This window comes from Leptothoe sp. LEGE 181152, assembly GCF_032906605.1.
Classification (GTDB): domain Bacteria; phylum Cyanobacteriota; class Cyanobacteriia; order Phormidesmidales; family Phormidesmidaceae; genus Leptothoe; species Leptothoe turfae.
Genome location: NZ_JASATU010000068.1, coordinates 69,986 through 94,486 on the forward strand (window position 1 = coordinate 69,986; position 24,501 = coordinate 94,486).

General features: G+C 48.7%; 20 protein-coding genes and 1 pseudogene. 17 read left to right on the forward strand and 4 right to left on the reverse strand.

The window, feature by feature from the left end:
• The first annotated feature begins 190 nt into the window (after nt 1–190).
• Nucleotides 191–2,077 carry a GTPase family protein gene (locus QGP82_RS34060; RefSeq protein WP_499062256.1) on the forward strand — a complete coding sequence of 629 codons (1,887 nt, stop codon included), beginning with the start codon at nt 191–193 and terminating at the stop codon, nt 2,075–2,077.
• Nucleotides 2,078–2,136: 59 nt separating this feature from the next.
• Entirely contained in the window at nt 2,137–2,985 is an 849-nt protein-coding gene (locus QGP82_RS34065) for a sulfotransferase family protein (RefSeq protein WP_499062257.1), read from the forward strand.
• Between the two features lie 3 nt (nt 2,986–2,988).
• Here the strand turns inward: QGP82_RS34065 and QGP82_RS34070 are convergent, their stop codons facing one another.
• Nucleotides 2,989–4,965 carry an ArnT family glycosyltransferase gene (locus QGP82_RS34070; RefSeq protein WP_499062258.1) on the reverse strand — a complete coding sequence of 659 codons (1,977 nt, stop codon included), beginning with the start codon at nt 4,963–4,965 and terminating at the stop codon, nt 2,989–2,991.
• Nucleotides 4,966–5,308: 343 nt separating this feature from the next.
• On the opposite strand from QGP82_RS34070, the gene QGP82_RS34075 reads away from it, so the two are divergent.
• On the forward strand, nt 5,309–6,454 hold the full coding sequence (locus QGP82_RS34075) for an alpha/beta hydrolase (RefSeq protein WP_499062259.1): 1,146 nt from the start codon (nt 5,309–5,311) through the stop codon (nt 6,452–6,454).
• 131 nt (nt 6,455–6,585) lie between these two features.
• Here the strand turns inward: QGP82_RS34075 and QGP82_RS34080 are convergent, their stop codons facing one another.
• Nucleotides 6,586–8,103, reverse strand: a complete 1,518-nt coding sequence (locus QGP82_RS34080; RefSeq protein WP_499062261.1) for an amidohydrolase family protein — start codon at nt 8,101–8,103, stop codon at nt 6,586–6,588.
• A 187-nt stretch (nt 8,104–8,290) separates the two neighbouring features.
• Here QGP82_RS34080 and QGP82_RS34085 point away from each other — a divergent pair, with 187 nt between their 5' ends.
• The 3 genes from QGP82_RS34085 (at nt 8,291) to QGP82_RS34095 (ending at nt 13,683) form a co-directional block, all read left to right on the forward strand.
• Nucleotides 8,291–8,830 carry a GAF domain-containing protein gene (locus QGP82_RS34085; protein WP_490793207.1) on the forward strand — a complete coding sequence of 180 codons (540 nt, stop codon included), beginning with the start codon at nt 8,291–8,293 and terminating at the stop codon, nt 8,828–8,830.
• A gap of 107 nt (nt 8,831–8,937) precedes the next feature.
• On the forward strand, nt 8,938–9,525 hold the full coding sequence (locus QGP82_RS34090; RefSeq protein WP_499062262.1) for a GNAT family N-acetyltransferase: 588 nt from the start codon (nt 8,938–8,940) through the stop codon (nt 9,523–9,525).
• A 90-nt stretch (nt 9,526–9,615) separates the two neighbouring features.
• Nucleotides 9,616–13,683: a WD40 domain-containing protein gene (locus QGP82_RS34095; protein ID WP_499062264.1), complete on the forward strand. Its 4,068-nt coding sequence runs from the start codon at nt 9,616–9,618 to the stop codon at nt 13,681–13,683.
• 607 nt (nt 13,684–14,290) lie between these two features.
• Here QGP82_RS34095 and QGP82_RS34100 read toward each other — a convergent pair.
• Nucleotides 14,291–15,589 carry a glycosyltransferase gene (locus QGP82_RS34100; protein WP_499062265.1) on the reverse strand — a complete coding sequence of 433 codons (1,299 nt, stop codon included), beginning with the start codon at nt 15,587–15,589 and terminating at the stop codon, nt 14,291–14,293.
• Nucleotides 15,590–15,829: 240 nt separating this feature from the next.
• On the opposite strand from QGP82_RS34100, the gene QGP82_RS34105 reads away from it, so the two are divergent.
• The 5 genes and pseudogenes from QGP82_RS34105 to QGP82_RS34125 form a co-directional block, all read left to right on the forward strand.
• Nucleotides 15,830–16,021 (forward strand): hypothetical protein, encoded by a 192-nt coding sequence (locus QGP82_RS34105; RefSeq protein WP_163659047.1) that lies wholly within the window; start codon nt 15,830–15,832, stop codon nt 16,019–16,021.
• 114 nt (nt 16,022–16,135) lie between these two features.
• Nucleotides 16,136–16,534: a nuclear transport factor 2 family protein gene (locus QGP82_RS34110; protein ID WP_499062266.1), complete on the forward strand. Its 399-nt coding sequence runs from the start codon at nt 16,136–16,138 to the stop codon at nt 16,532–16,534.
• 50 nt (nt 16,535–16,584) lie between these two features.
• Complete coding sequence (locus QGP82_RS34115; RefSeq protein WP_499062267.1) at nt 16,585–17,556, forward strand: zinc-dependent alcohol dehydrogenase family protein; 972 nt, start codon at nt 16,585–16,587, stop codon at nt 17,554–17,556.
• Nucleotides 17,557–17,721: 165 nt separating this feature from the next.
• Entirely contained in the window at nt 17,722–18,348 is a 627-nt protein-coding gene (locus tag QGP82_RS34120) for a TMEM175 family protein (RefSeq protein WP_499062268.1), read from the forward strand.
• Nucleotides 18,348–18,476: pseudogene (locus tag QGP82_RS34125) on the forward strand (lycopene cyclase family protein); the annotation flags it as partial. The gene QGP82_RS34120 and the pseudogene QGP82_RS34125, both read left to right, overlap by 1 nt.
• A gap of 72 nt (nt 18,477–18,548) precedes the next feature.
• Here QGP82_RS34125 and QGP82_RS34130 read toward each other — a convergent pair.
• Nucleotides 18,549–18,713, reverse strand: a complete 165-nt coding sequence (locus QGP82_RS34130) for a hypothetical protein (RefSeq protein WP_499062269.1) — start codon at nt 18,711–18,713, stop codon at nt 18,549–18,551.
• Nucleotides 18,714–19,211: 498 nt separating this feature from the next.
• On the opposite strand from QGP82_RS34130, the gene QGP82_RS34135 reads away from it, so the two are divergent.
• The 6 genes from QGP82_RS34135 (at nt 19,212) to QGP82_RS34160 (ending at nt 24,428) form a co-directional block, all read left to right on the forward strand.
• Nucleotides 19,212–19,430 (forward strand): hypothetical protein, encoded by a 219-nt coding sequence (locus QGP82_RS34135; RefSeq protein ID WP_163703259.1) that lies wholly within the window; start codon nt 19,212–19,214, stop codon nt 19,428–19,430.
• A 278-nt stretch (nt 19,431–19,708) separates the two neighbouring features.
• On the forward strand, nt 19,709–20,053 hold the full coding sequence (locus QGP82_RS34140; RefSeq protein ID WP_163659809.1) for a rhodanese-like domain-containing protein: 345 nt from the start codon (nt 19,709–19,711) through the stop codon (nt 20,051–20,053).
• A gap of 49 nt (nt 20,054–20,102) precedes the next feature.
• Nucleotides 20,103–20,831 carry a TerC family protein gene (locus QGP82_RS34145; protein WP_163659811.1) on the forward strand — a complete coding sequence of 243 codons (729 nt, stop codon included), beginning with the start codon at nt 20,103–20,105 and terminating at the stop codon, nt 20,829–20,831.
• 166 nt (nt 20,832–20,997) lie between these two features.
• Complete coding sequence (locus QGP82_RS34150; RefSeq protein WP_163659813.1) at nt 20,998–21,174, forward strand: hypothetical protein; 177 nt, start codon at nt 20,998–21,000, stop codon at nt 21,172–21,174.
• Between the two features lie 414 nt (nt 21,175–21,588).
• Nucleotides 21,589–22,671 (forward strand): photosystem II q(b) protein, encoded by a 1,083-nt coding sequence (psbA, locus tag QGP82_RS34155; protein ID WP_163703258.1) that lies wholly within the window; start codon nt 21,589–21,591, stop codon nt 22,669–22,671.
• A gap of 266 nt (nt 22,672–22,937) precedes the next feature.
• Nucleotides 22,938–24,428, forward strand: coding sequence for an efflux RND transporter periplasmic adaptor subunit (locus QGP82_RS34160; RefSeq protein ID WP_163670126.1), 1,491 nt, complete (start codon nt 22,938–22,940; stop codon nt 24,426–24,428).
• Nucleotides 24,429–24,501 lie beyond the last annotated feature (73 nt).

Here is a 24,501-nt window from a genome sequence, read left to right on the forward strand (position 1 = left end):
GTGGATGCCCTTCGATGCCGGGTGCTATCAGTCAAGATTTAGTATGACAAGTTCTGAAGCGTTGTGGTCCCAAGTGACAACGACATCGAATATGCACCTAACTCAAAACGTCCTCTCCAAGTTCGGATGTTTCACCTTTTCCGACTTGGACCCCGTGCTTAAACTAGAAAAAATGACTTGGTAAAAGACGATGGTACAGCTCAAACGATGGCAGTGGATTGTGCTGGCGCTGCCGCTGGTGATGGTTGTCGCCTTTGTGTTGATTGCGGCTGGATTGCAGCTACGTACCTGGGGCATCACCTGGATTTGGGCTGTCATTCTATTCGTGTTTGTGGGCTGGCGTTGGTTGCTGGTGCACTGGACCAAGCCCCGCGAGATTGATCGCATTGTTACGGCTGTCCGCTCAGAGCTGAAATCTGTGACGGTTGATAACGCAGCTAATCAGGTGCTGGAATCTGCACTACAGCCAATTTTGACCGGAGCCCGTGAAGATCCACCTGTATGGGACGATTGGCCTGCTTTTTGGCAACGATGTCAGACCATCGTGGCAACGGTGGCCCATCACTATCACCCGGAAGTGAAGTACCCGCTGCTTAATATCTATGTGCCCCAGGCCTATGGCTTAATTCGTGGGACGGTGGATGATATGGACCGGGCCATGACCCAGCTGGCTCCTGTGTTGAATCAGGTGACCGTTGGCCAGGCCTATGAAGCTTACGAAATTTATCGCAAATTGGAACCCTCCATGGGGAAGCTTTGGCGGGTCTGGAATTGGGCGCAGTGGTTAATTAACCCAGCGGCAGCAGCGGCTAAAGTGGCCAGCCAAAAAAGTTCTAACGAGGCAAATCAGCAGCTATTGGTAAACCTGAGCCAGCTGCTGCGGGAAACGGCATTGCGCAATCTGGCTCAGCAAACGGCTAACTTGTACAGTGGCGATACGCTACCGGCAATTTTTGCAGTAGAGCCGTCCAAGACTTTGGGTACTGAGGCAAAAACGGCCACACTGCGGTCAATTTTAGAAACGGCCAGCCCAGCTGAAACCATTGAAAAGAAACCGGTTTCTCTGATATTAGTAGGCCGTACCGGGGCAGGTAAAAGTAGCTTGATCAATACCCTGTTCAAAACTGAACTGGCGGAGGTGGATGTACTGCCCAGTACCGATAAAATTCGCCAATATAGCTGGCAGCTAGATACGGGAGAAGTCTTGACTCTGATTGATTCCCCTGGCTATGAACAAATTGAGCGTGGCGATTTTCGCGATTTAGTTCTGGATCAGGCGGCAGAAGCAGACTTACTGGTGCTGGCGACACCGGCTTTGGATCCGGCGTTACAGAGCGACAAAACTTTTTTGCATGACCTTAAAGCAGCGGAGCAGCACCCGCCAACGGTGGTGGTGGTAACCCAGGTTGATCGACTGCGGCCTATACGAGAATGGCAGCCCCCCTACGATTGGCAAATGGGACAGCGACCTAAGGAAGCGTCTATCCGTGATGCGGTTGCTTATCGGGTGGATACCCTGGGGCAGTCGGCTGAAACTGTGCTGCCGTTGGTGACCTATGACAATAACAGAGCCGCCTGGAATGATGACGCTCTGGCCCTCAAGCTAGTGGAGACGTTGGGGAATGCTAAGCAGTATCGCCTGGCGCGGTTTCTGACTAATCAGACGGCTTTAGCCAAAGCGGCGGCCAAGCTGATTGACCAGTACACGTTTCAGATGACTACCACCCAGGGGGTAACCGAACTGCTGAAAAGTCCGATTCTGCGTTACCTCTCACGCATGATGACGGGCTCAGATCTGCTGGCTACGGCTCTGATGGAAAAGATTCCAGTTGAGCAGGCCCCAGTGGTGATTGGTAAGCTGCAGCTGGCCTATGAGCTGTTTAACCTGCTGGCTAAAGAAGGTAGTACCTTTGACTTGCTTACCCTGTGGCCAATGCTGTTAGACAATGATACGCCACCAGAACAGAATGCCTGGGCGTTTGGCCATGGGCTGACGGCCTACTGGTTGGGGGAGACAAATCGATTAGATAAAGCGTTTGAGCGATACTTGCAAGACTATGAAGCAGTAAGGAAATAAGCGGGGTAACGTAGAATCAGGATATTTATTGCTATTTTTAAGTTTATTTAGTAACACCTATGGCAGCAGCAGTAAGCCAGTGGCGACAGCGAATTCGTGAGTATAAGAATGACTTGGTGCAGAATTATTTTAACTATCGCATTGAGTCGGCAAATCAGCCCTATGGCGTAGCGTTTCGGGCCAAACCCTATCGGTTTTTGCTATTACTCAGCCATATGCGGTCTGGGTCTTCGCTATTGACCCATTTGTTGACAACGAATCCTGAGGTGATTGGCTACGGTGAAACCCACACTAATTATGCTGATGCCAATGACTTTAAGGGGTTGCTCAAGAAGGTCTATTGGCAAGCCCAAGACTTTCGTAAGTTGGGAGATGTGCAGAACCTACGCATGAACCATCAGTATGTGATGGACAAAGTCTTGCACAACAAAAAGTTTTTGAACCATGACTGGTTACAGTCTGAACAGGTATATGCCATTTTTTTGTTGCGAGAGCCAGAGCGCAGCTTAGCCAGTATTGCCGACCTCAAGCCCCATTGGAATCAGCAGGATACGATTGAGTACTATGCTGAGCGTATGGCTATGCTGGTGGACTATGCGCGGCTGATCAACAACCCAGAGCGGATGCTGGTGGTTACCTATGAGCAATTGCTGGATAACACTCCAAATGTGTTGGCAACACTACAGCAGTTTTTGCATACACAGGCACCGTTTACGGAAGAATATAAGGTGCTGAAAACCACTGGCATGAAAGGGGTGGGCGATCCAAAGGGAAAAATTAAGGCGGGAAAAATTGTGCGATCGCAACGCCAACTCACCCAATCTTTCCCCACAGAACTAGTAGAGCGTGCAAAACAGATACACCATGACTGCCAGGCAGCGTTAATTGAGTTGTGTCAGTCAATATAAGGGCTAATTCATAGCAAATAACTGTACCGATTTGATAGACTTGCCTCTTTGGTTGCTTTGTTGCCAGATCTCTCGATACTGTTGTTCCTCGATCTGAAGTTCAGTTTCCAAGGGCGCATCCTGGTTCCGTGAAACGGTTTTCATCACTAAACAGGGTTCAAACTGACCATAGCGACGGGATGTCTCTAATGGTGCAGACTCATTATCTACACCAACATGTTGCAGCCTGAGGCTGCGCCGGGGGGCGTCTAGCAATAGCCAGTAGGGATATTCAAAGGAGATATTTTCAAAGACCATGCCAATGTTTGCACAGCTTTGGTTGTTAATCTCGTTAGCAGCGTTAGTGTAAATTTCTTCTAACACTGGCTGACTTGTAAAATACTGGCTCGGGCGTGATGCAGTAAAAATATTGTTTTCACCCGTTAGTGCTCGAATGTCGTTGCTCAACACCCACTGAAATGAAAGCAGTACCAGGAATATGCCTAAAATATTAGCAACCCTACGATTGAGGGCATTGCCAATGACGGTGCCTACTAGGGCTGCAAAGAGAACAAAAATGGGTAAATGTAGGCGACAGCGTGACGTGGACCAGGTCAGTAGCTGACAAAACAGTAGAAAGGTCGCTGTTGTGGTGAGCCAGTATAAAAATAACTGCCGTCGCTGTTGTAGGCGGCCATTGATTAGCAATAGCCCAGAAGAGGCCAGAATAATCAGCAAGTGTAAGGGATTTCCTGCTTTGTCTTCATTAAACGAGATGCTAGGCACGTAGAAGCGCGTTTCCTTTGCACTTGTAATCAAGGGCTCGCTAACATCTATGCCGATAATGTTGTGAAAGATGGTAATTGCTTTTTCTGTGAGTCCCGTGGTTGGTGTAATAACGCTGTCTAAATGCAGATTTCTAACAATGTCGGCATGGAGAGCCAGGTTGCGTACTACGTTAGAAATCAGATATGTTAACCCAAAAGCGGCTCCGGTTTCGTCTCCAGGGGACCCCAATGGAGTGCCAAATAGACCAAAGTTACGTAGATAATGCCCGGCATTGATGGCAATGGCAATGGCAAGCAAGCCGACCATGGGTTTTACCATGCGTAAACCTAGATTTTTGATGCCCCACAGCAATAGCCAGATGCAAAAGGGAAAGGCATAGATATAGGCTGTACCCTTGGTGAGAATTGCCAGGCCCAGGCTGGTGCCTAAACACACCAGCAGCAGCGGTTTTAATCCTTGCCGCATGGTCACCAGGGCAAAGTAGACAAAACAGACTATCCACAGGGTTACTACATGATCATTGTTGGTGCTTGAGCCCTGTAGTATTGCCATGGGCATGGTGCCAGCAAAAATTGCGGCCAAAATTTGACCGTTGCGTTTTGCCCCCAGTTCCTTAGCGATTAGGGAGACCCCCAGCATGGAGCCGATCATGCTGATCCATTGCACAGTGTTACTGAGACGGTCGCTGTGGCTGAGGATTTGGAGATGTGCGATCGCAAACTCAGACCAAGGATTTTGATAAAGCTGAAAAATATTGTGGCTAGGATAGTGGGCTACACTGCCATTCTGCATCCAGTGCATAATGCGACTGAGATGGTACTCCATGGAGTCAGAATGGTTTGGGGCCGCTAAAACAGCCGTAGCACCGATTGCTAGCAATGCCAGGGCCATCCCGATGGTCGATAGCTTGAGTGTTACCGGTAAATCGATAAAAGGATAGGGACTCAACCATTGTTTAGGTGCGGTTTTGAGCAGCCTTGGCCCATATGCTTTCCATAGGAAAAAGGTTATGCCTGCTGTTACTATCAGCCAGGACAGCGTTAAAAAGATAACGTTAAATCCTCGAACCAGGCTCAGAACTTCGGTTAAAACGGTGACAATAATTCCCCAGCACATCAGCGCACCTAGCAGTGCTTCTCGTTTGAGCTGAAAAATCTTTGAGTTGATCAGTATTAACAAGATAAGACTTGCTATGGGAAGAATAGCTAGCATTTTGAGTAGATCAGGTGGGTTAGAGCTTAACTAATGCGCTGAGGAAGCTTTAGGGACTATTCCATTCCACTATCCTACCCATAAGTAGCAGCGCGTGAGCTTCCTTGCCGATGAGCTTACTGTAGGTTACTTGACAGAGGATTAAAACATTAGAACGCTATTTTTTGTTACGGAATTGTGTTGCAAGAAATATTGTCGCACTTGAGCAACCGTTGAAGATTCCATAGAAAGATAGACTCTCTACTCAGGTGGGGAGTTGGATGCTTTTGCACTTCAACCGAAATATTGACTGTCACTGATGAAGGAAACCTTCGTAAGCAGATACTAATGTAGTACCCCCACTATGACTGTCCCTTGCAAACGGTTACTTAATGTTGGTTTTTTAACGTTACTTGCGCCAGTCGGTCTAACAGTGGCCTTGGTTGTATTACATTTACTAGGTGCTGTTAACGCCTGGGTTTTTCCCCTGGTTCAGGTAGGGGCGTTTTGTCTATTTGGTGGCACTGGCTGCATTGTGGCTGCTCAGGTTCTGAGTAGAAGGCCGGTGCCGGTTTCTAGACCGATCAACCATCAACGACGGCGGCAGCTGTGCTGGGGGTTAGCAATTTTGCTTTTTAGCCTTAACTTTCCAGCCTATCTGCTGGCCCACCACATGACCCATGTGCGTTCACCGGGACAGATTGGCCTCGGTGTACCGAAGCCCAGTCATTCCCAGATTCCCTCAGATCGGGGGGTATTCTATGGCACGCGCACTCTTCCCATTGGTCAATCCAGGTGGCTAGAAACTTGGGAAATTCCTACTCAAACTGCGGTGCCCAGGGGAACGGTGATTCTATTCCCAGGTAATTTGGGCACTAAAAGCAGTCAACTGATTCCGCCTGCCCAGAGCTTTGCTTCCCTGGGGTTTAATACGGTTTTAGTGGATTTTCAAGGGGTGGGCGGTTCCAGTGGCAATACTGTGACCCTGGGCATTGCAGAAGCTCAGGATGTTGTCACTGTTTTTAACGATGTAAAGCATCGAAATGTTGTTCAAGGGCATGGGGATTCGCCCATTATTCTCTATGGTGTTTCCATGGGCACGGCGGCGATTTTAAGGGCGATCGCAACCCAAAACATTACTCCCGATGCCATCGTCCTAGAATTACCCTTCATCCGTCTGATTGACGCTGTTAAAAGTCGTTTACGCTACCACAAAATTCCAACAGACCCGACGGCGACCTTACTTATTTTCTGGGCTAGTATCCAGCACGGTATCAATGGCTTTAGCCATAATCCCATCAACTATGCCAAAGCCGTTGAATGCCCCACCCTAGTTATCCATGGGGCGCAGGATAAATGGACTCCGGTTAGCGATATTGAAGCATTGGTGCAAACTATTCCAGCGACAAAACAATTAGTTGTGTCAGCGGATGCTGGGCATCATCAGTTGATCGGTGTGGATCGTCCGCTGTGGGATGCCAGTGTTAGTAATTTTTTGAAGGCTATTTAAGACGATATACCCAATAGCTGCCAGGTTTCAAAGATTTCTTCGAGGTTAATTTAAGTTAATTTAAATTTCTAGGGCTGTGATGTCGCCAAGGGCCATTCCCTTGTGGGTGCCCTGGGATAACCTAATGCTTACTAAGTGCGAGAGTTGAAGGCGGCATAGGGAGATAAGGGCGGTACTTCCCATTGGGCATACCAGTTACTTAAATAGGGGATGAGCTCTGTTGCTAGTGTGCGATAGTTGTCTCGATTGGGGGCGGCTGCAAGTTGTTCGGCAATGGTTTGTCCAACTGCTTGTAGGTCAAAACCGGTGGGTGTGCCTGATTTTAAGACAACTTTGCCATTGACTAACACAGTGTCCACATCGGTGGCTTTGGCCCGCATCAGCATGACATGGAGGGGATTGGCCCCAGGAGACACCCAGGGCCAGGTGATGCGATCGCAATTTACCAACACCACATCGGCCCGATAGCCAGGGGCAAGTTTGCCAAGCTGTTGCTCTTTGCCCATGAGCTTAGCACTGCCTGTTGTTGCCAGCTGAAAGATATCGCCATAGCCAGGGGCCGGGCTATTAATTTGAGGAGACCGCTGCAGCCGCGCCGCTAATCGCATTTCAGCAAACATGTCCTCATCATCGCCAAGGGTAGTGCCATCCATGCCTAACCCGACGGTGGCCCCACCAGAGAGCATGGCTGTCAGCGGAGCCATGCCCGCCCGCAGTCGCAGATTAGAGCTGGGGTTGTGGCTGACCGCAGCTCCAGTTGTCGCCAAAATTTCAATGTCAGCTGGTGTGAGCCAGACGCCGTGGGCAATGGAGAACCGAGGGCTCAGTACCCCCAGTTGGTTTAAGTGAGCAATCACAGATTGACCATAGAGACGCGGCCCCATCAGTTTTTCATAGAATGACTCCAGGGCATGGGTTTGAACATGGGTATCTAAGCGCTCAGCGGCATCCACCATTTGCACCAGTAACTCATCGCCAACCCATTGAGGGCCTGGTGGACCAAACCAGATATCAATGTGGGGGTGAGTCTGATACTGTTGAACAAAGTCGGTAATCAGCTCTATGTGTGCTGTTCTGGATAAGGGCTGTGCCATGGGCACCAGGGTTTGCAGCCGCTGTCTTAAGTCTTCTGGCAGACTGGTTAAAAAGGCGTCATCTTCACCATGGACAAACATATTTTCATAGCGAATGCCCGGCGTTAGGGCGACGCGCATGCCAGCTTGCCCATAGGCGGCCAGTCGTCCCTCAAGATTGTCCCGACAGTCCTGGGCGGTGCCACCAAGGCTGGCCACATCGACAACGCTGGTTACCCCGCTCTGCAATAGCTGGGCAATACTCAGTAAAGTTTTAAGTTTAGGATCTTGCGATCGCAAGCCAATATTGGCAAACAGCCACAATTCTAGAAAATCATCGTCCACACCCTGGAGAGAATTGGGCACCCCATTACTGTGGTGGTGGGCATTGATTAACCCCGGCATCACAGCAAACTTATCAGAGCCAATCACCGCTGCCTGGGGATAGGTCGCCTGTAACGTCGCCCAGGAATCGACCGCCACAATAGTATCGTCCTGGATTGCGATCGCGCCATCAGTTAGCGTAGTCTCACCCGTAAAAACCCAGCGACCTCGAATTAACCGAATATCTGTCATCGTTGCCGTCCACTTAGAAAACCACGTAAAGCAACAATTTATTTTGAAGCTTTTTTGATGTTTGTCAATTAGTTCAGACTAGGGTGCTGAAAATCTTTCTGTTGCTTAAAATTCTGTGAATTAATTAAATTTTTGCTATGGCAAGTGATACAAGGGAATTAATGCTGAGAAATGCTGCTTTTTTACCATGACGACCCAGTTTGATCCAAATATTCATGCTCAACGGGTCGATACCGAAGTCGGCGCAATCGGGTCTATCCTGCAGCGTCTGGGGCAGACCATACAGCGTGATCAGCTAGTGCAAAAGACGACTGAGGACCTGCGCACCTTTCTACAAGTTAATCGAGTCGTTATCTATTATTTTTACAATCAATGGGAAGGCCAGGTCACCTTTGAAGCCCTCAGTGCCGGGGAATTCTCTATTTACGGTTCGACCGGGCCAGACCAATGTTTTAACGATGAGTATGCTGAGCTTTATCTGGCTGGTCGCATCAGAGCCATTGAGGATATTGAAACAGCCCCCATTGAGCCTTGTCACCGTGACTTTTTGCGACACTTGCATGTTCGAGCCAATTTGGTAGTGCCCATTTTGACTAACCAGGGGCTATGGGGTTTGCTCGTAGCCCATCACTGTCAAGGTCCCAAGACCTGGTCAGAGATGGATGTTAAACGTATGCAGGCAGGCGCTTTAACCCTGGCCTCGGCTCCTTCTATTAAGGATTATTGAGGGGGCTGTGGCCAGGAGCAACAGCTGGTTTCCTACAGCAGATCAAGGATGACTACTGATCGAGCCCTGAATGCTACCTTTAAAGCACCCTCTGAGCGGTGGCCCCCATGGAAGTTCTATACCGAGCAGGCCAAAAGGCAGATAGCAAGATCCTGGCTGAACTAGAGTATATCGCCTCGGACGGAGCCATCGAGTTTCTTTTCCACGATTTGGTGCCAGGGGTTTCCGCATTGCAGTTTGTCGCATCTAGCCTGGAACAGGATGTGTATCCTCACTCTTATCGCAGTGCCATTGTGGCCGAATTGAATCACCATGTCATTGGCATGGCCCTCTCATTTCCGGCCACCTATCATCAAATTACCCCGGAAATGCGTGACTTTTTCCCGACAGACCGGCTTGAGCACTTTCAAGATTTTTTCTCGGCCCGAGTGGACGGCAGTTTCTTTCTTGATGCCCTCTGTGTGTTAACAGACTATCAGCACAAAGGGATCGGCTCCCGGCTGATTGAGCTCACAAAATCCAAAGCCCAGACAGAAGGCTATAACAGTTTAAGCCTGATCGTATTGGCAGATAATGTCGGGGCCCAGCGGTTATATCAGCGCCATGGATTTGAGAGCGTCAGGCCCATCGACCTCCAACCCCATCCTCTGATGCCACACCAGGGAGGGTGTCTATTGATGAGGGCTAACCTGTAGAACCCAGGTCGGATCAGTAATGCCCAACAAATTATCTGATAGTGTTGTGCTTTTCCCTCTTGATGTTTGTGAACGGTCGAGCATAGAGTAATGCAATCTTCCAAACGACTATGTATCCATCTGCTAGGTCATTTTCGATTAACGTTTGAGCACCAACCGGTCGAAGGATTACAGACAGATAGATATCAGTCGTTGATCGCCTATTTGGTGCTAAATGCGCAAACACCCCAGCCGAGGGCGCAGCTGGCCAGTGTATTTTGGCCAGATACCACCGATAGCAAAGCAAAAACGAGTCTGAGGCGAGAACTGCATCGGCTGAGACAGATTTTGCCAGATGCGGATCAGCTATTGGCGGTCACACCCCAAACGATTCAATGGCGACCTCAATATTCATTCTGGTTGGATGTGGCGGCATTTGAAACCAAAATTGCCCAGGCGGCTGAGGCGGTGACGACTCCAGCCAAGGCCGAGAGTCTCAAGCAAGCTATTGAGCTGTATCAAGGTGAACTACTCCCCACCTGCTATGACGATTGGATTGAACCGGAGCGCCATCGTTTGCATCAGCTTTTGATCAATGGGTTGGCTGACTTGAGTTCGGTGTTAGCTGAATTGGGAGAGTATCGGGATGCGATCGCAACTACCCAACGCTTACTCCAGCTAGAACCCCTGAATGAGTCGGGCTATCTAACCTTGATGCAGTGCCATGCCCAGCAGGGAGAACGAGCCAATGCCCTACAGGTGTACCACCAGTGCATGACGCTGCTACGGGATGAAATGGGCATTGACCCCAGTCTAGAAACACGCCAGTTTTATGAACAGCTGCTTTTAGATGAAACACCATCACCCGCCTCTAGACAGCCTGAGCCATGGTCGGGTCAATTGACTACTGAGTCTGTGGCCATCGGTGCCCCAAAAACAAAACCACAAATCGACTGGGGAGAAGCTCCAGATATTAGTTTTTTCTATGGCCGCTCAGAGGAGTCAGGCCAGCTATGTCAATGGATTGGCCAAGACCAGTGTCGCCTGGTGACTGTGGTGGGGATGGGCGGCATTGGCAAAACGTCCCTGGCGGCCAAGGTGATTCATGAGCTGCAGACAAAATTTGACTTCATCATCTGGCGTTCGCTGCGTAATGCACCGCCGCTCAATACTTTGCTAGAAGATTTAGTGCCGTTTATATCTAACCAGCAAGAAGCGACCTGTTCCCTGACTCGATGGGTGCATTGGCTACGGCAAGCGCGATGTTTACTGATTTTGGACAATGTGGAAACCCTGTTTAAGGGGGGAGAACGGGCGGGTCAATATCGTGAGGGTTATGAGAACTACAGTGAGCTGGTGTCAGTTGCCGGTCAGACTAACCATCAAAGCTGTCTGTTGCTAACCAGTCGAGAAAAACCGGCTGAGGTGGCCACGATGTCAGAGGCAAATCCTGCGGTGCAGGTGCTGCAGTTAGAAGGTTCGCCGGAGGCGGCACTGGCTCTGATTGAAGCGAAGCAACTGGTGGGTAGCCAAGATGATAAAAAACGGCTTTGCGATCGCTACGGCCACAGTCCCCTATCGCTGCAGATCATCAGCAGTTCTATCCGCGATGTGTTTGATGGCGATATCTCCCTATTTCTAGAAGAAGACACCTTGCTCTTTAATGGTGCACGAAAATTGTTAGATGTTCAGTTTGACCGTCTCTCTCCCCTGGAACAAACGGTCATGACCTGGCTGGCGATTAATCGAGATTGGACCACAATTACTGAACTCAAGGCGGATATTTATCCGTCCTGCCATAAGACAAAATTAATTGAGGCCATCGAATCACTCTGTTGGCGTTCTCTAATTGAACGACGGGGTAATACCTATACCCAGCAGCCGGTGATTATGGAGTATGTCATCGATCGGCTGATTGAACAGATCGGTGAGGAATTAATTGATCCTGAGTGTTTTAGCAGCCAGCCCCTAAAATCTCTGGCAACAGTTACCTATGCCTTAATTAAAACAACTGTTAAAGATTTTGTACGAGAGAGTCAAGAAAGGCTGATCTTACAGGTTGTTGCTGAGCAGTTGAAGCAATGGTTATCGCATCCAGAACAGACTATTTTGGACCATCTCAAAATATTGCAATCACTTCAGAAGCAAGCCACTGGCTATAGCGCTGGCAATCTGATTAATCTTGCGTGGTCCCTGGATATAGACTTTACGGAGTTGGATTTATCGAGATTAACAATTTATCATGCCTATCTACAGCATGTGCCTCTGCAACAGGTTGACTTTTCCCATACTGTATTTAAAGAAGCGGTCTTTAATCAACCCTTAGATCCCGTTGCCAGTGTTGCCTATAGTCCTGATGGCTCACTTCTGGCCACCGGTGAAGGGGATGGGCGAGTTGTTGTCTGGCGAACAATTGACCAGAGACCTATCTTGATCATAAAAGAAGCGTCAACCAGCTGGGTTATTGCTGTGGATTTTATCCATAATGGCAAACACTTAGTAACTGAAGGCAAGGCTGGAGAAATAAATATTTGGGATGTCGCTACAGGCCAATTGGTTCAGGTGCTAAAAGAGCATACAGGGATTGTTTGGACCATAAATACGAGCCCCACCGATAATTTGCTAGTGAGTGGTAGCCTTGACACTCATTTGATCCTGTGGGATTTAACCACCTACAAACCTCGACATCGATTAACCGGACATACTCAACAGATTAATGCAGCTGTCTTTAGCCCAGACGGCCAACAAATTGCCAGTGTTAGCGTTGATAAAACCCTGCGTATTTGGGACACCCAAACGGGAGACGTGATCACTGTCTGGCATTGTGAAACTGAGCCTAAATGTGTCAGTTTTAGTCCAGATGGGCAGTATTTGGCTATTGGTGAAAATGATGGTGGTATTCGCATCTGGAATTGGCAAACCCGACAAATTGAACTAACATTCCAAGCACACAAATATTGGATCTCATCCGTGGCGTTTAGCCCCTGTGGTCATTATCTTGCTAGCGGTAGTGCTGATGCTACAACCAAGTTATGGAACCCGAAAACCGGCCAGCTACTGCGCATTGCAACCGTTTATACTAGCCTCGTATGGGCCCTGGCATTTAGCCCCGATGGTCAACAGTTGGCCGTTGGCAGCAATGATCACACCATTAGACTATGGGAAATACCCCAGAAACGTCTTTTCAAGGCATTGCAGGGCTTCTCCAGTTGGGTGAACTCAGTGCGTTTTCATCCTCATAAACCTCTCTTAGTGAGTGGCAGTAGCGATCACAAGGTGAGACTTTGGCATGTAGAGACGGGTGAGCTGATCAGCACATTCGAAGGGCAGAGTGACGCCGTCTTAGGGGTGGCGGTCAGTCCCGATGGCAAGATGGTAGCCGGTAGTGGTGTTGAGAACACTATTAGTCTATGGGATGTGGCAACAGGTCGGCTTTTGAGGATGCTACATGGGCATGATTTTGCCGTATATTTCGTAGAATTTAGCGCCGATGGTCAACTGCTGTTGAGTAGTGGATTCGACCAAACAGTGCGCCTATGGGATGTGCCCTCTGGGCAGGTGATTAAAACCATTGAGGCCCATGACGGTTGGGTGTTTGCAGCTCGCTTTAGCCCAGATGGTCAATACTTTGCCAGCACGGGTATGGATGGTGCCATTAAACTGTGGGATACGGCAACGGGAGAATTGCTCACTGTTTTGCAAAGTCAAAAAACTGCCACCTGGACGTTAGGGTTCCATTGTGATGGTCAACTGTTAGTGATCGGCGGTGATGATGGCACAGTACAACTGTGGAATCCTAAGACGGGTAAGCTGCTAAAAACTCTGCAAGGGCACCAGTCAACTGTTTGGGCGGCTGATTTTAGCCCGGATGGCAGCACCATCGCCACGGGTGGCGACGATCAGACGGTTAAGCTTTGGGATGCTAACACAGGCAAATTGTTACGGATTCTAGATTTACATCATGGACGTGTCAATTCACTATCCTTTACCGCCGATGGTCAAATACTGGCCAGTGGCAGTTCGGATCAAACGATTCGACTTTGGACTGTTGCTACGGGTGAATGTTTGAAGACGCTGATGGTGCCCAGACCTTACGAGAATATGAATATTACCGATGTGCAAGGGTTAACCGCTGCTCAAAAAGAGTCTTTGAAGGCACTGGGAGCAGTTGAGAAGTAAGCCGTTGCTGATTTAGAGGCTACTGTGTACATAAGTCCTGAAAACTAGCGTCTGCGGTTGCTTCACCCCCTCTAACTCCCCCTTACCAAGGGCAGGGTCGTTTCGTGTTCAGCAGAGAAAATCTGTAAGGCTTATCCCTCCGTTCATACTGAGTCGAGATATGATCGGAAGGAGCCAAAACCGGTTGCTTGGGGTCCCTCCGAGTTCCCCAAACCCCCATGGCTAGGGCCGGGAGGCCGCCCTAGAACCCAGCCTACTGGATTGTCCTCAATTGCATTAAATAGGGGTTACGGCGGGGGCGATTAATCAGGTTATCGCGTTGTTGTTTGGCATAGCCTATCTCCACGTAAAGCATGCCTTTTGTCGAATGAGTTTTCAGTGCCTTCAGATTTTCTGTCCAGACAATGAAACAGCCCTGCTTGGTAAGGGGGAGGACCAGATTTCCCCCCTTGGTAAGGGGGGATTAAGGGGGGTAATGCAGGATTAAGAGCTCCCTGTCGAGATGTGTGTACACCGTAGGATTTAGAGGATGAATCGATCTGGCAGGATTACCTGACAGCAGTATTTTTCAGATTAGAGCCTGGTCGAGGATCGGCAACGCCTTAATCTAATAACGGCCTAAGGGCTGAGAAGAGAATAGGGTTTCTAAGATTGCGATCGCATTTCCCACACCCTCCTCAGTCCGAATTTTCTCACCCAATATCTCAACATTGTGTCGCATGGTTTGATTAGAAACCAGATCATGCATGGCGTCAGCCAGCTTGCTTGTCGTTAGCTGTTTTTGCGGGATTGGCTTTGGCCCCACCCCTAGGGTGTGAATCTGTTTGCCCCAAAATGGCTGATCGCCAAAGAAAGGACAAATCAGTGTGGGACGTCCGGCTCGCAACCCTGCGGCAGTTGTACCCGCACCACCATGGTGGATGACAGCTGACACTTTTGGAAACAACCAGTCGTGGGGGGCTTGATCTAGCTGAAAAACTGTTTTAGGTAAGTCGCCCGTTTGCAGGCCACCCCAGCCCGTGGCCAGAATACCCCGTTGATGGGTGGTCTGTAATGCGTCAATAACAACTTTAGCCAGTCGCTGGGGCTGACTGCCAGAGATACTGCCAAAGCCAATATAGATGGGTGGTGCCCCCGCCTCCAGAAATGCTTTTAAGTCATCTGGTGGCTGCCAGCTATCGTGTTGATCCAAGAACCAATAGCCATTAACATGGACAGAATCTGGCCAGTCGGTTGGTCGGGGAACAACATATTGGCTATAGCCATGGAGCACGGGAATCGGACTGCCATCCGCTCGGTGCAACAGGTCCATACCTTTAGGTTTGGGCGGTAGCTGCAACACCTTGCGGCGAAATTCATTGGGAATCCCTCCATACAAACCAATGGCTGTGTGCACAATCCAATAGGTGAGGCGGTTATACCAGCGGCCCAGGGGCCAATCTGGGAAACCCATGGCAGGGGATTGAGCCGTAGGCACAAACTGGGGAAACGGTAGGGCAATCACTAAGGGAATTTTCTGTTTGTCGGCAATGGCTTCAGCCATAAATGCGGCTTTAGATGCCAAAATCAACAGATCCGGTGCAACCGATTGGGTGGTTTGCCAGACATCCTGTAGGGTCTGGCGGTACATTGACTTCACCTGGGAAAACAGTTTGATGTTGGTGCGAATAGTCCCCCACAGATTGTTGGTATTTTCCATGGCATCTCGACCCGCATCTGAGTCCATCAGCTGCATCAGCTGATTGTTCATATGGCCGTAATGCAGACCCTGTTCAGTGATAAAGGCTTGAAACAGAGTACTGGTGCAAACAGTGACCTCATGGCCAGCGGTCTTTAATCCTTGGCCCAGCGCAACGTAGGGTTGCACATCACCGCGAGAGCCCAGGGTAACGATTAAGACTTTCATGATGTATTGACTCCCCTAGGAGATTCTAATGTGCCTGCACTGTTCTATTTCCAATAGTAGGCCATGGGCTTAGATATGTGTGTCACGGCGATCCCTATGGGCTTGGTTGTGGGGACGGAGACGCATTAGAGACGAGTTAGAGACGCCTGTTTGGTTACCTTTGGGGTAGTTGAAACATATAGAACGTTTTCAACCGCCACAGTTTAACTCCACAACCACACATTAGGGAGGCCTCGAAAAATGTTGCAAGTATTACGCCCCTATCATCTTGCTTTTGAACGGCTTGCGATCGCATTTCTCTTAACCTTTATCGTGGCCGATTTATACCCCCATCCATCCCTGGCACCGGGGTTAATTATGTCAGCTGTGTCATATCTGCAATCCGATGCGACTGAGTTAGTGGAGCATGACACCACGACTTTGAATCAATAACCTAGCAGCTGATTGCTGCTAAAACGATGACAGCACAAGGGTTAGACGCTCTGGAGACGGTCTAGAGACGCCGACTTAATTAAGGTAAAACCATGGTAATAGGACAAAATAACCATGGGTAAAGCACAGGCTAACCTCTCTCTAGTTGGAAAAATACCGGCCCTACTACCGGATAGATTAGACGAAATAAAAGAGTTGTTTGCCGATGATTTTGTCTGGCACTACATCAATGCTCAGCTGCCACAGCTTCACGGTGACTATCAACGTTTTGACGGCTTGCAAGGGTTTTTTAGAAAACTAGGTAAGCTGACTGACAACACCTTTAGTGTGCGGATTCACCAAGCCTATGCTGTGGGTGACGAGTTTGTCGTGGCCCATGCCTGCCCGAGTATGACCCTCGACGGTAGCTCTTTTGAGATAGATGCTGTTGTGGTTTGGAGAATAGTTGATCAACGCCTCAAGGAGGCTTGGGATATTCCTAGCCTGCATTCGCTGCGATCACAATCATCATAATAATCTCCTTAAAAGCAAAATACCACCTAATTTTATTTGGATAAATCACCATGAAGCAGGTTCTATATCGCAACTTTGGCAATCCTGCAGACGTGCTGGAAGTAAAAGAAAGTGATGCCTCTTTGCTGACCGCAGGGCAGGCACGGATTAAGGTACTCAGAGCTCCTATAAATCCATCCGATGTCGCTCAAATCGCAGGGCAGTATGGGGTGAAGCCCGATCTCCCAGCAGTCGCCGGTCTTGAAGGTCTAGGCAGAGTGGTTGAAGTCAATGGCAACGGCGTTGATGAAGGGCAGCTGGTACTGTTGCCTTCGGTAGGTACCTGGACTACAGAGATGGTCGGTGCCATCGATCAGCTTGTGCCTTTACCAGAGGCCGATCTAGATCAGCTGTCTATGCTCCGGGTGAACCCAGCCACCGCATATTTGTTGCTGACCGAGTTTGTGGAACTCAAACCAGGGGACTGGGTGATACTATCTGCCGCCAATTCAGCGGTGGGTAGCTATATTTTGCAGTTAGCCAAGGCGCGAGGGATTAATCTCGTATGTGTTGTGCGCCGCGAGAGTGCGGTGGCAGCCCTGAAGCAAGCAGGCGCAGATATCGTTTTAGTCGATGGAGTAGATCTGGCCAAACAGGTCCGTAAAGCAACGGGTACCGAGATGACGTTAGCCCTGGACGCTGTGGCGGGCGACACGTTTGGTCGACTGGCAGAAACACTTAAGGAAGCTGGAACCATCGTTCTCTACGGTGGTATGTCCAATCAACCAGCCTCGGTCGAGGTTGCCCCAATTCTTTTCCGCGATGTGCGCGTGCGAGGATTCTGGTTATTGCCCTGGTTACTGAAAACCAGTAAAAAAGAACAAACCAGAGTTTATGGTGAATTGACCATGGCTGTAGCTGCAGGCATGCTACATGCACCAGTTGAAAAACATTTCTTGCTAGATGAGATTACAGAGGCCATCACCTACACCATGGCCGGAGAACGCAAGGGTAAAGTTCTGTTGGCTCCCAATGGCCTGTAAATTAATACCCTTGTCCAAGGTTAGAACACCTGATTTTATCTGGCCTTAAATTCATCCCCGACCACCAGAAACTCACATCGATCCAGAACACCATAATCGATCCTGCCGTATCCCCTTTTAACTCCCAATCAACACCATTCTACGCTTCCTAAACAGCCTCTATCGATGGAACTTCAACGTTTGACTCGCTTGAGCGATCTCATTTTTGCTGTAGCCATGACCTTGATGGCACTTACATTTGATCCGCCCCCTGTCAGCGGCATGACATCGCAAGAAATTACTGCATTTTTACAGGCCCATCTGCCATCATTTGGGGCCTATGTCCTAACGTTCTTGGTGATCGCATTTTACTGGACGTCCCATCTCCATCAGTTTAAGTATTATCAGAAAACAGATCCGATTCATATGTCGCTGGTTCTGTTATCCTTGCTGTTTGTTGTTTTCTTGCCCTATGCCAATGACCTGCTGACGTTTTATGACGATGTTTTTGCTGTTCAAGTTTTTTACAGTCTTGCAGCTGGAGGTGTAGGTATCTTTAGCACGGTTACCTGGATCTACGCTACGTACAACCGACGGCTAGTCGCTCCCAACTTGTCCGATAAAATAATTCGAGAAATTCGACAGGGCAGCTATGCTGAACCCACAATTTTACTGTTAGCGATTGGGGGAGCATGGCTACATCCTCTCGGTTGGACCGTGACATTGGTGGTTGGTTTTCCATTGATTTTCCTGAGTCAGTCATTGTTACAGGAGCCAGAGCATAAACTACAGTCAGACGGAGAAAATACATGATGCAGGATGTATTAGTGATTGGTTCAGGGCCTGCCGGATTAGCGATCGCAGCCGCCTTAGGCACTCAAAATCTCAAGGTGCATGGCCTAGCGCCGACAGGCCCATCTATCCCCTGGTCCACTACCTTTCCCAGCCAGCGCCCCCTGAGCGGAGTCGAAGGGGACGCTTACAAATCTGGCAAGTAGATGTCTCAATAGGAATCATTGATGGTCTGGCATACGGGCGACAGCGCGACGACAGATGCGGAGATGAACATCTTCTTGCAGGTTGCTGGGATAAACGATATAGTAAAAATTCGTGGTCGTTGTTGCCGTTTTACGAAAACAACGGTGCTTAAAAGGAGCGTTCTTACCACAATCGCTCATCTGGAATCACAATGATGGGGTTATCAAAATCATGGCTGCCGATATTCATCGACATGATAATGCTACTTCAATAGTCTCTTCAAACCCAGTACGCATTGTCTCTCGACACTGGGAAAGAACGATCAAGCAAAAAAAGCTGCTGTCACTACGCTAAAGTAGCCTTTGCTGTCCCTTATTTGCAGGGATGTGAAGTTTTCTCCTGGCCTTAACTAGAGGTTTTAATCTCTAGTGAGTATCTATAGCCATGTCCCTTATTTGCAGGGATGTGGACTTTTCTCCTAGCCTTAGCTAGAGATTCTTGTCTCTAGTTAGTACCTATAGCCATGGGCACGTCCACTTCAAGCTGAAGTGGACGGTATTTGTTCAGGTTTCAAATTCATTGGTGCTAGGCAACCCTATGCCAAAGTCAGCCCTTCGATGATCGTGATTATGGAATCCGCATCTGAATCGATCAGGCAGGCGTTTTAATACTCTTCAACAACTCTCTATTAGTCCGTCATGTCATTGATTATCTCGATGTCCGTCTTTGGTATAGCTACCTATATCGCCAACACTGCCAAAGAAGAAATGATTGGAGTTTTTGCAGCTATCTTGGCATTGCTCAGCCTTCTCTTGAGCATTGTTTTAGCTCCCTGGTTTATACAGGTGATCATCTTACTTTCTGTCTGGTCTTGGCAGTTTTCTCTTCGCGATCGCAGTAACTATTCCGAAAATTAAATTGCAACAAGATATTTGAACGCCATCATGCCTCAGCACTCTTTTCTGGTCATGACCTCACCATACGATTTTCAGGTACTTATTTCTGGTTGCGCTGTTGTTGAGCTGATTTTTCCGCCCTAGCGCAGCGTCAAACTTAAAAACAATAGCGTCTGAAACTTTTGAAGTGTAAAGCTTCAAAAGCTCGTGCATGCCAATTTTTAGGCTTGACGAACCACTGTCTTATCTGTTTTTTGATTGCCGTATCTGTCATTAAGCGACCACAAGAGGAAAATTTCATGACTGCTCGATTTCGTAAAAAGAAACGAATTAAGCCTATTCTGCAGCTGGCACCCGGTGAAGCAAAGCGTGAGCTAGAAAAGCAGCTTGTCATTGATGTGCAAAACCCAAAATTCGCAACCCACATGATTCCAGATGCGAAAAGATTAAATTTAGATATCTCAATTAGAGACATTCCCAAAGACCAGCCGATTCTAATCACCTGCCTCAACGGCCAGCGAAGTAGTATGGCAGCCCGGCAGTTGATTAACCGTGGCTACCTCAACATTTGCGTTTTGAAAGGTGGACTTGCGGCATGGCAAAGTGCAGGCCATACCCTATGGCGAACTAAGGCCCCCATCTAATTTCTCCATCGTTTATTGCCTACGCTCTATCGCGAGATAACTCGAACTTATGCTCGACCAAGTTTTCAATTCTCCCTTTAACATCGGCATCGAAACGCTGCTTCAGTTAATTGTTCTAGTTGCTATGGAAGCGGTGCTCACTGCCGACAATGCGATCGCTCTAGCCGGACTGGCCCAAACACTCCAGCAACCAGAGCTTGAACGACGCGCCTTGAATATTGGATTGGGGCTGGCCTATGTCTTCCGAATGTTGTTGGTTGTGGGTACTGCCTGGGTGCTACAGTTCTGGCAATTTGAACTGGCCGGGGCCCTTTACCTGCTGTGGTTAGCTGGGCGCTATTTTACAACGAAACCACCAGACAGCAGCCAGTTGGTGCAAGCGAGCTCCCATTGGCAAATTATTCCACTGATGGTGTTAACCGATCTGGCCTTTTCCTTAGATAGTGTGACGACTGCGCTCGCGATCTCTCAAGAACTTTGGTTGATTATGCTAGGCGGCACGATTGGGGTTGTTTTGCTGCGTTTTCTCGCTGGGTTGTTCATTCAGTGGCTGCAGGAGTTTGTTTATCTGGAAGATGCAGGCTATTGGGCGGTTGCCTTAGTGGGAATGCGTCTGCTGCTGCGGGTGGTCAATCCTGAATGGGTGCCGCCTGAGTGGGCGATGATCAGTTTAATTGCGGTATTGTTTATCTGGGGATTCTCGCGACGTACCTCAGAGATTCCTGTGGAATCGCAATCATCGAGCGTGGATAAAATGAGCTATGAATTGGTTGAATAAACTACCGTGCTGGAGATGATTTGGGCCGTAGGCTTTTTGCAACTAGTCGTTGATGGTTAGTTGGCGCTGAGAGTATTCGATTTCTTTCATCCTCAGCTCATATTTTTTTGACGGCCATACTACTGTCGTTGGACAAACAACCGTAACACTGGGACTGGTCACCGCGATGACAACCGTGTTTTTGCCCATGAAAGTCTCATTGGGTTTGTTGCTTGATCTGGCAGTGGGCGTCATGACGCTGTTCTCTTTTAGTGAATTTGTAAGCATTGCAATTACCGAGGTGTTGGCAGTGCTGAAAAGTATTTGGCTGGGCGTACGAGTGCTTTGCTGGACTTATTGTTGAACAAATTTTAGCCAATGCGATCGCTCATTGGGGACATTTCTGGACTAAATCCAGGATGGATTTAGTCTCTTTGTTGTTTTGTTCTAAAATTTCAGGTGTTTTGGGTCGAATTCTGGCGTCACCTGTCGCTAGCTCTGTCACGAAGCTAGTGGTTTTGTCTTTTATGGTCGACAACTTGTGTTTATTGATTGTTGTAAGGGGGGGAGTGTTTGCGAACTTTCCTCTTTCGACAGAATTTATTCAAAAATACTTCGAAGAGGATTGTTGAATTCTGTTGCATAGGTTATAGTAATTATGTCAGTCGAAAAACAACAACTTCTTGCAAAGGAATGCAAAGCTTTCTTTTAGAAGTTTTTAGTTTCCTGGGATTTTGTTGTTTTGGCTGTCTTTTTACTTAATTACCCAAGATTAATAATGACTACTACTTTGCAAAAGCGCCAGAGTGTGTCGCTTTGGGAACGGTTTTGTCAGTGGGTTACTAGCACCGAAAATCGCCTCTACGTAGGTTGGTTCGGCGTGTTGATGATTCCGACGCTGCTCACTGCTACTGCTTGTTTCATCCTTGCCTTCATTGCGGCTCCCCCTGTAGATATGGACGGCATCCGCGAGCCGGTTGCTGGTTCATTGTTGTATGGCAACAACATGATCTCTGCGAGTGTTGTTCCGTCTTCCAACGCGATTGGCCTCCACTTTTACCCTATTTGGGAAGCTGCCTCTCTTGATGAATGGCTTTACAATGGCGGCCCTTACCAACTGATTATCTTCCACTTTCTTATCGGTGTATATTCTTACATGGGTCGCGAGTGGGAACTCTCCTACCGACTAGGGATGCGTCCTTGGATCTGTGTTGCTTACTCTGCGCCTGTCGCCGCCGCAACTGCAATCTTTTTAATCTATGCAATTGGCCAAGGTTCATTCTCTGACGCAATGCCTTTGGGTATCTCCGGTACGTTCAACTTCATGTTGGTGTTCCAGGCAGAGCACAACATCTTGATGCACCCCTTCCATATGTTGGGTGTGGCGGGTGTCTTCGGGGGGTCTTTGTTCTCCGCAATGCACGGTTCTCTGGTAACGTCCTCCTTGGTTCGTGAGACCACTGAGACTGAGTCCCAGAACTATGGATACAAGTTTGGTCAAGAGGAAGAGACTTACAATATCGTTGCCGCCCACGGTTACTTCGGTCGTTTGATCTTCCAGTATGCTTCTTTCAACAACAGTCGTTCCTTGCACTTCTTCTTGGGTGCATGGCCTGTGATCGGTATTTGGTTTACCGCTCTGGGTATCTCTACGATGGCGTTCAACCTCAACGGTTTCAACTTCAACCAGTCCATCCTTGACTCTCAGGGACACGTGATTAGTTCTTGGGCAGACGTCTTGACCCGCGCCAACTTGGGTATAGAAGTGATGCACGAGCGTAACGCTCACAACTTCCCGCTTGACTTGGCCTCTGGTGAAGAAGTTCCTATTGCACTTAGCGCACCTTTAATTGCTTCGTAATCGGCATTTGATAATGACATCGCCATGAGCTTTAGCTAGCTCGCAAAAGCCCCCCGTACGCCGTCTTTTGATGGCAGTGCGGGGGGCTTGCTTTATATGAAAGTCTAGACGCATATTATCTTATTCTGAAATGCCTGAATAACAAGGATTAGACGTTCTATAGACGGCCTGAGACGCTTTGGAGACGCCCATCTAACTATTGTGGAACTAGCCAAACAGATGACGCCCCATCATCTGTAGCTTATCGTTGACATCACACCAGTTCCATGAATGATGAAAACCCTAAGTCTCAATCTCCATCGTCTTCTCAGAGTCTGGAACGCGTTCAAGAAGTTCAGCCGCCTGACGTAGAACAGCCGCAGGATGAAAACGTTCCACCTGCTAAACCTTCTGCATGGACACTAAAAAAGCCCCTGTGGCCAGTGATTACTTTGGCCATGTTGGTGTTAGCTGGCTTTACAGGTTGGAAAGTGTATCAAGGGTGGCAACAACCATCGTCCATTGAAACGGTTGAAACCAGCCCAGCTCGGTTGCCGGTGCGAGTCACCCGTGCCCAACAAGGTCTTGCCCAAGCTTGGGTCTTTGATGAAGGTATTTCTCTGCCGGTTCAGCTCAGGGTCTTGAACTTCTATGCCAACGGCGACATTACCTATGTGGCAAAAAATAATGGCATTGCCCTTAAGGAAGGGGACTTTGTTTCCCGTGGTCAGCTGTTAGCCACGATAGATGACCGCCGACAGACGTCCAGTATGGTGACATCGGAGGCTGATATTCAGGTAGCCATTAACCAGCGCGATCAGTCACAAGCTTCGGTCTTGCAAGCTCAAGCCGAGCTGGCTAAGGCTGAATCTGACTTAGCGTTGGCCCAAACTGAATACCAGCGTTATCAATCGTTATTTGCACAAGGGGCAGTATCGGCCAGCTCACGGGATGTGTATCGAAATCGTGTGGATCAGGCCCAGGCTGCCTTCAAAATTGCTCAGCAAACGATTGCATCTGCTGAAGATAATGTGCGTGTGGCCGAGTCCTCTATTCAATCCGCCCAGGCTCGCCGTAATCAAACTGCAGTGGATCTCGAAGATACTCAGCTAGTTTCTCCCATTGATGGTGTGATTGCCTATATCAATATTCAAGAAGGAGAGTATTGGAACTCTCAATACCTCAATGTGAGTGGTGCTCAAGAGTTAATTGAAACGGCTCCCATTGTTGTTGTCGATCCATCTACTTACGAAGTGGAACTAGAACTTCAGGCTGATGATGCCAATGCTGTGCGCTCTGGTCAGCGAGCCTATGTAGTTTTAGAAGAAGATGTGAGTGCTGCCCAAGCCAGTGGAGTCAGTCAGCAAGACTTGTTGACAATTGCTAAACAACGGGGCAGTGAAGGGCGTGTCTTTGCCATTAGCCCATCCCAGACGCCAGGCAGTCGCGGTACTAAGATTGTTATTCGAGATTTCCAGCAGGTGCGTAATCTCAAAGTGGGTGCTCGGGCCTACGTTTGGATTGAAACAGAGGCCAATTCAGATGCAACCGTTCTGCCCTTAGGGTCTGTGCTTGCTCGGGGACAAGACTTTTTTGCATTTGTTGTTAGCGAGGACGGCACTGTGCAGAGACGACGGGTCACCGTAGGTGTGGAGGGTCTAGCTGGGACAGAAGTGTTGTCTGGTGTGGAGCCTGGCGAACTGGTGGTGACTGACGGCCAAAACCGTTTGGTGAATGGCACCCCGGTTGAAATTATTAATCAGGAGGACATACAGTGAATCCTCAAGAGTTGTCGAACATCCCATCAGATAGCGTGACCAGTGTTGCATCCGATCATAGAGGTGAGCAGCC

Excerpts from the sequence above, each read along its gene's own strand:
- QGP82_RS34085 (WP_490793207.1), top strand. The coding sequence starts at position 8,291 with ATGACGACCCAGTTTGATCCAAATATTCATGCTCAACGGGTCGATACC.
- QGP82_RS34110 (WP_499062266.1), top strand. The coding sequence starts at position 16,136 with ATGGGTAAAGCACAGGCTAACCTCTCTCTAGTTGGAAAAATACCGGCC.
- QGP82_RS34145 (WP_163659811.1), top strand. The coding sequence starts at position 20,103 with ATGCTCGACCAAGTTTTCAATTCTCCCTTTAACATCGGCATCGAAACG.
- QGP82_RS34090 (WP_499062262.1), top strand. The coding sequence starts at position 8,938 with ATGGAAGTTCTATACCGAGCAGGCCAAAAGGCAGATAGCAAGATCCTG.
- QGP82_RS34150 (WP_163659813.1), top strand. The coding sequence starts at position 20,998 with ATGACAACCGTGTTTTTGCCCATGAAAGTCTCATTGGGTTTGTTGCTT.
- QGP82_RS34135 (WP_163703259.1), top strand. The coding sequence starts at position 19,212 with ATGTCATTGATTATCTCGATGTCCGTCTTTGGTATAGCTACCTATATC.
- QGP82_RS34065 (WP_499062257.1), top strand. The coding sequence starts at position 2,137 with ATGGCAGCAGCAGTAAGCCAGTGGCGACAGCGAATTCGTGAGTATAAG.
- QGP82_RS34140 (WP_163659809.1), top strand. The coding sequence starts at position 19,709 with ATGACTGCTCGATTTCGTAAAAAGAAACGAATTAAGCCTATTCTGCAG.
- QGP82_RS34105 (WP_163659047.1), top strand. The coding sequence starts at position 15,830 with ATGTTGCAAGTATTACGCCCCTATCATCTTGCTTTTGAACGGCTTGCG.
- QGP82_RS34080 (WP_499062261.1), bottom strand. The coding sequence starts at position 8,103 with ATGACAGATATTCGGTTAATTCGAGGTCGCTGGGTTTTTACGGGTGAG.
- QGP82_RS34095 (WP_499062264.1), top strand. The coding sequence starts at position 9,616 with ATGCAATCTTCCAAACGACTATGTATCCATCTGCTAGGTCATTTTCGA.
- QGP82_RS34075 (WP_499062259.1), top strand. The coding sequence starts at position 5,309 with ATGACTGTCCCTTGCAAACGGTTACTTAATGTTGGTTTTTTAACGTTA.
- QGP82_RS34100 (WP_499062265.1), bottom strand. The coding sequence starts at position 15,589 with ATGAAAGTCTTAATCGTTACCCTGGGCTCTCGCGGTGATGTGCAACCC.
- QGP82_RS34120 (WP_499062268.1), top strand. The coding sequence starts at position 17,722 with ATGGAACTTCAACGTTTGACTCGCTTGAGCGATCTCATTTTTGCTGTA.
- QGP82_RS34160 (WP_163670126.1), top strand. The coding sequence starts at position 22,938 with ATGAATGATGAAAACCCTAAGTCTCAATCTCCATCGTCTTCTCAGAGT.
- psbA (WP_163703258.1), top strand. The coding sequence starts at position 21,589 with ATGACTACTACTTTGCAAAAGCGCCAGAGTGTGTCGCTTTGGGAACGG.
- QGP82_RS34115 (WP_499062267.1), top strand. The coding sequence starts at position 16,585 with ATGAAGCAGGTTCTATATCGCAACTTTGGCAATCCTGCAGACGTGCTG.
- QGP82_RS34060 (WP_499062256.1), top strand. The coding sequence starts at position 191 with ATGGTACAGCTCAAACGATGGCAGTGGATTGTGCTGGCGCTGCCGCTG.
- QGP82_RS34070 (WP_499062258.1), bottom strand. The coding sequence starts at position 4,965 with ATGCTAGCTATTCTTCCCATAGCAAGTCTTATCTTGTTAATACTGATC.
- QGP82_RS34130 (WP_499062269.1), bottom strand. The coding sequence starts at position 18,713 with ATGAGCGATTGTGGTAAGAACGCTCCTTTTAAGCACCGTTGTTTTCGT.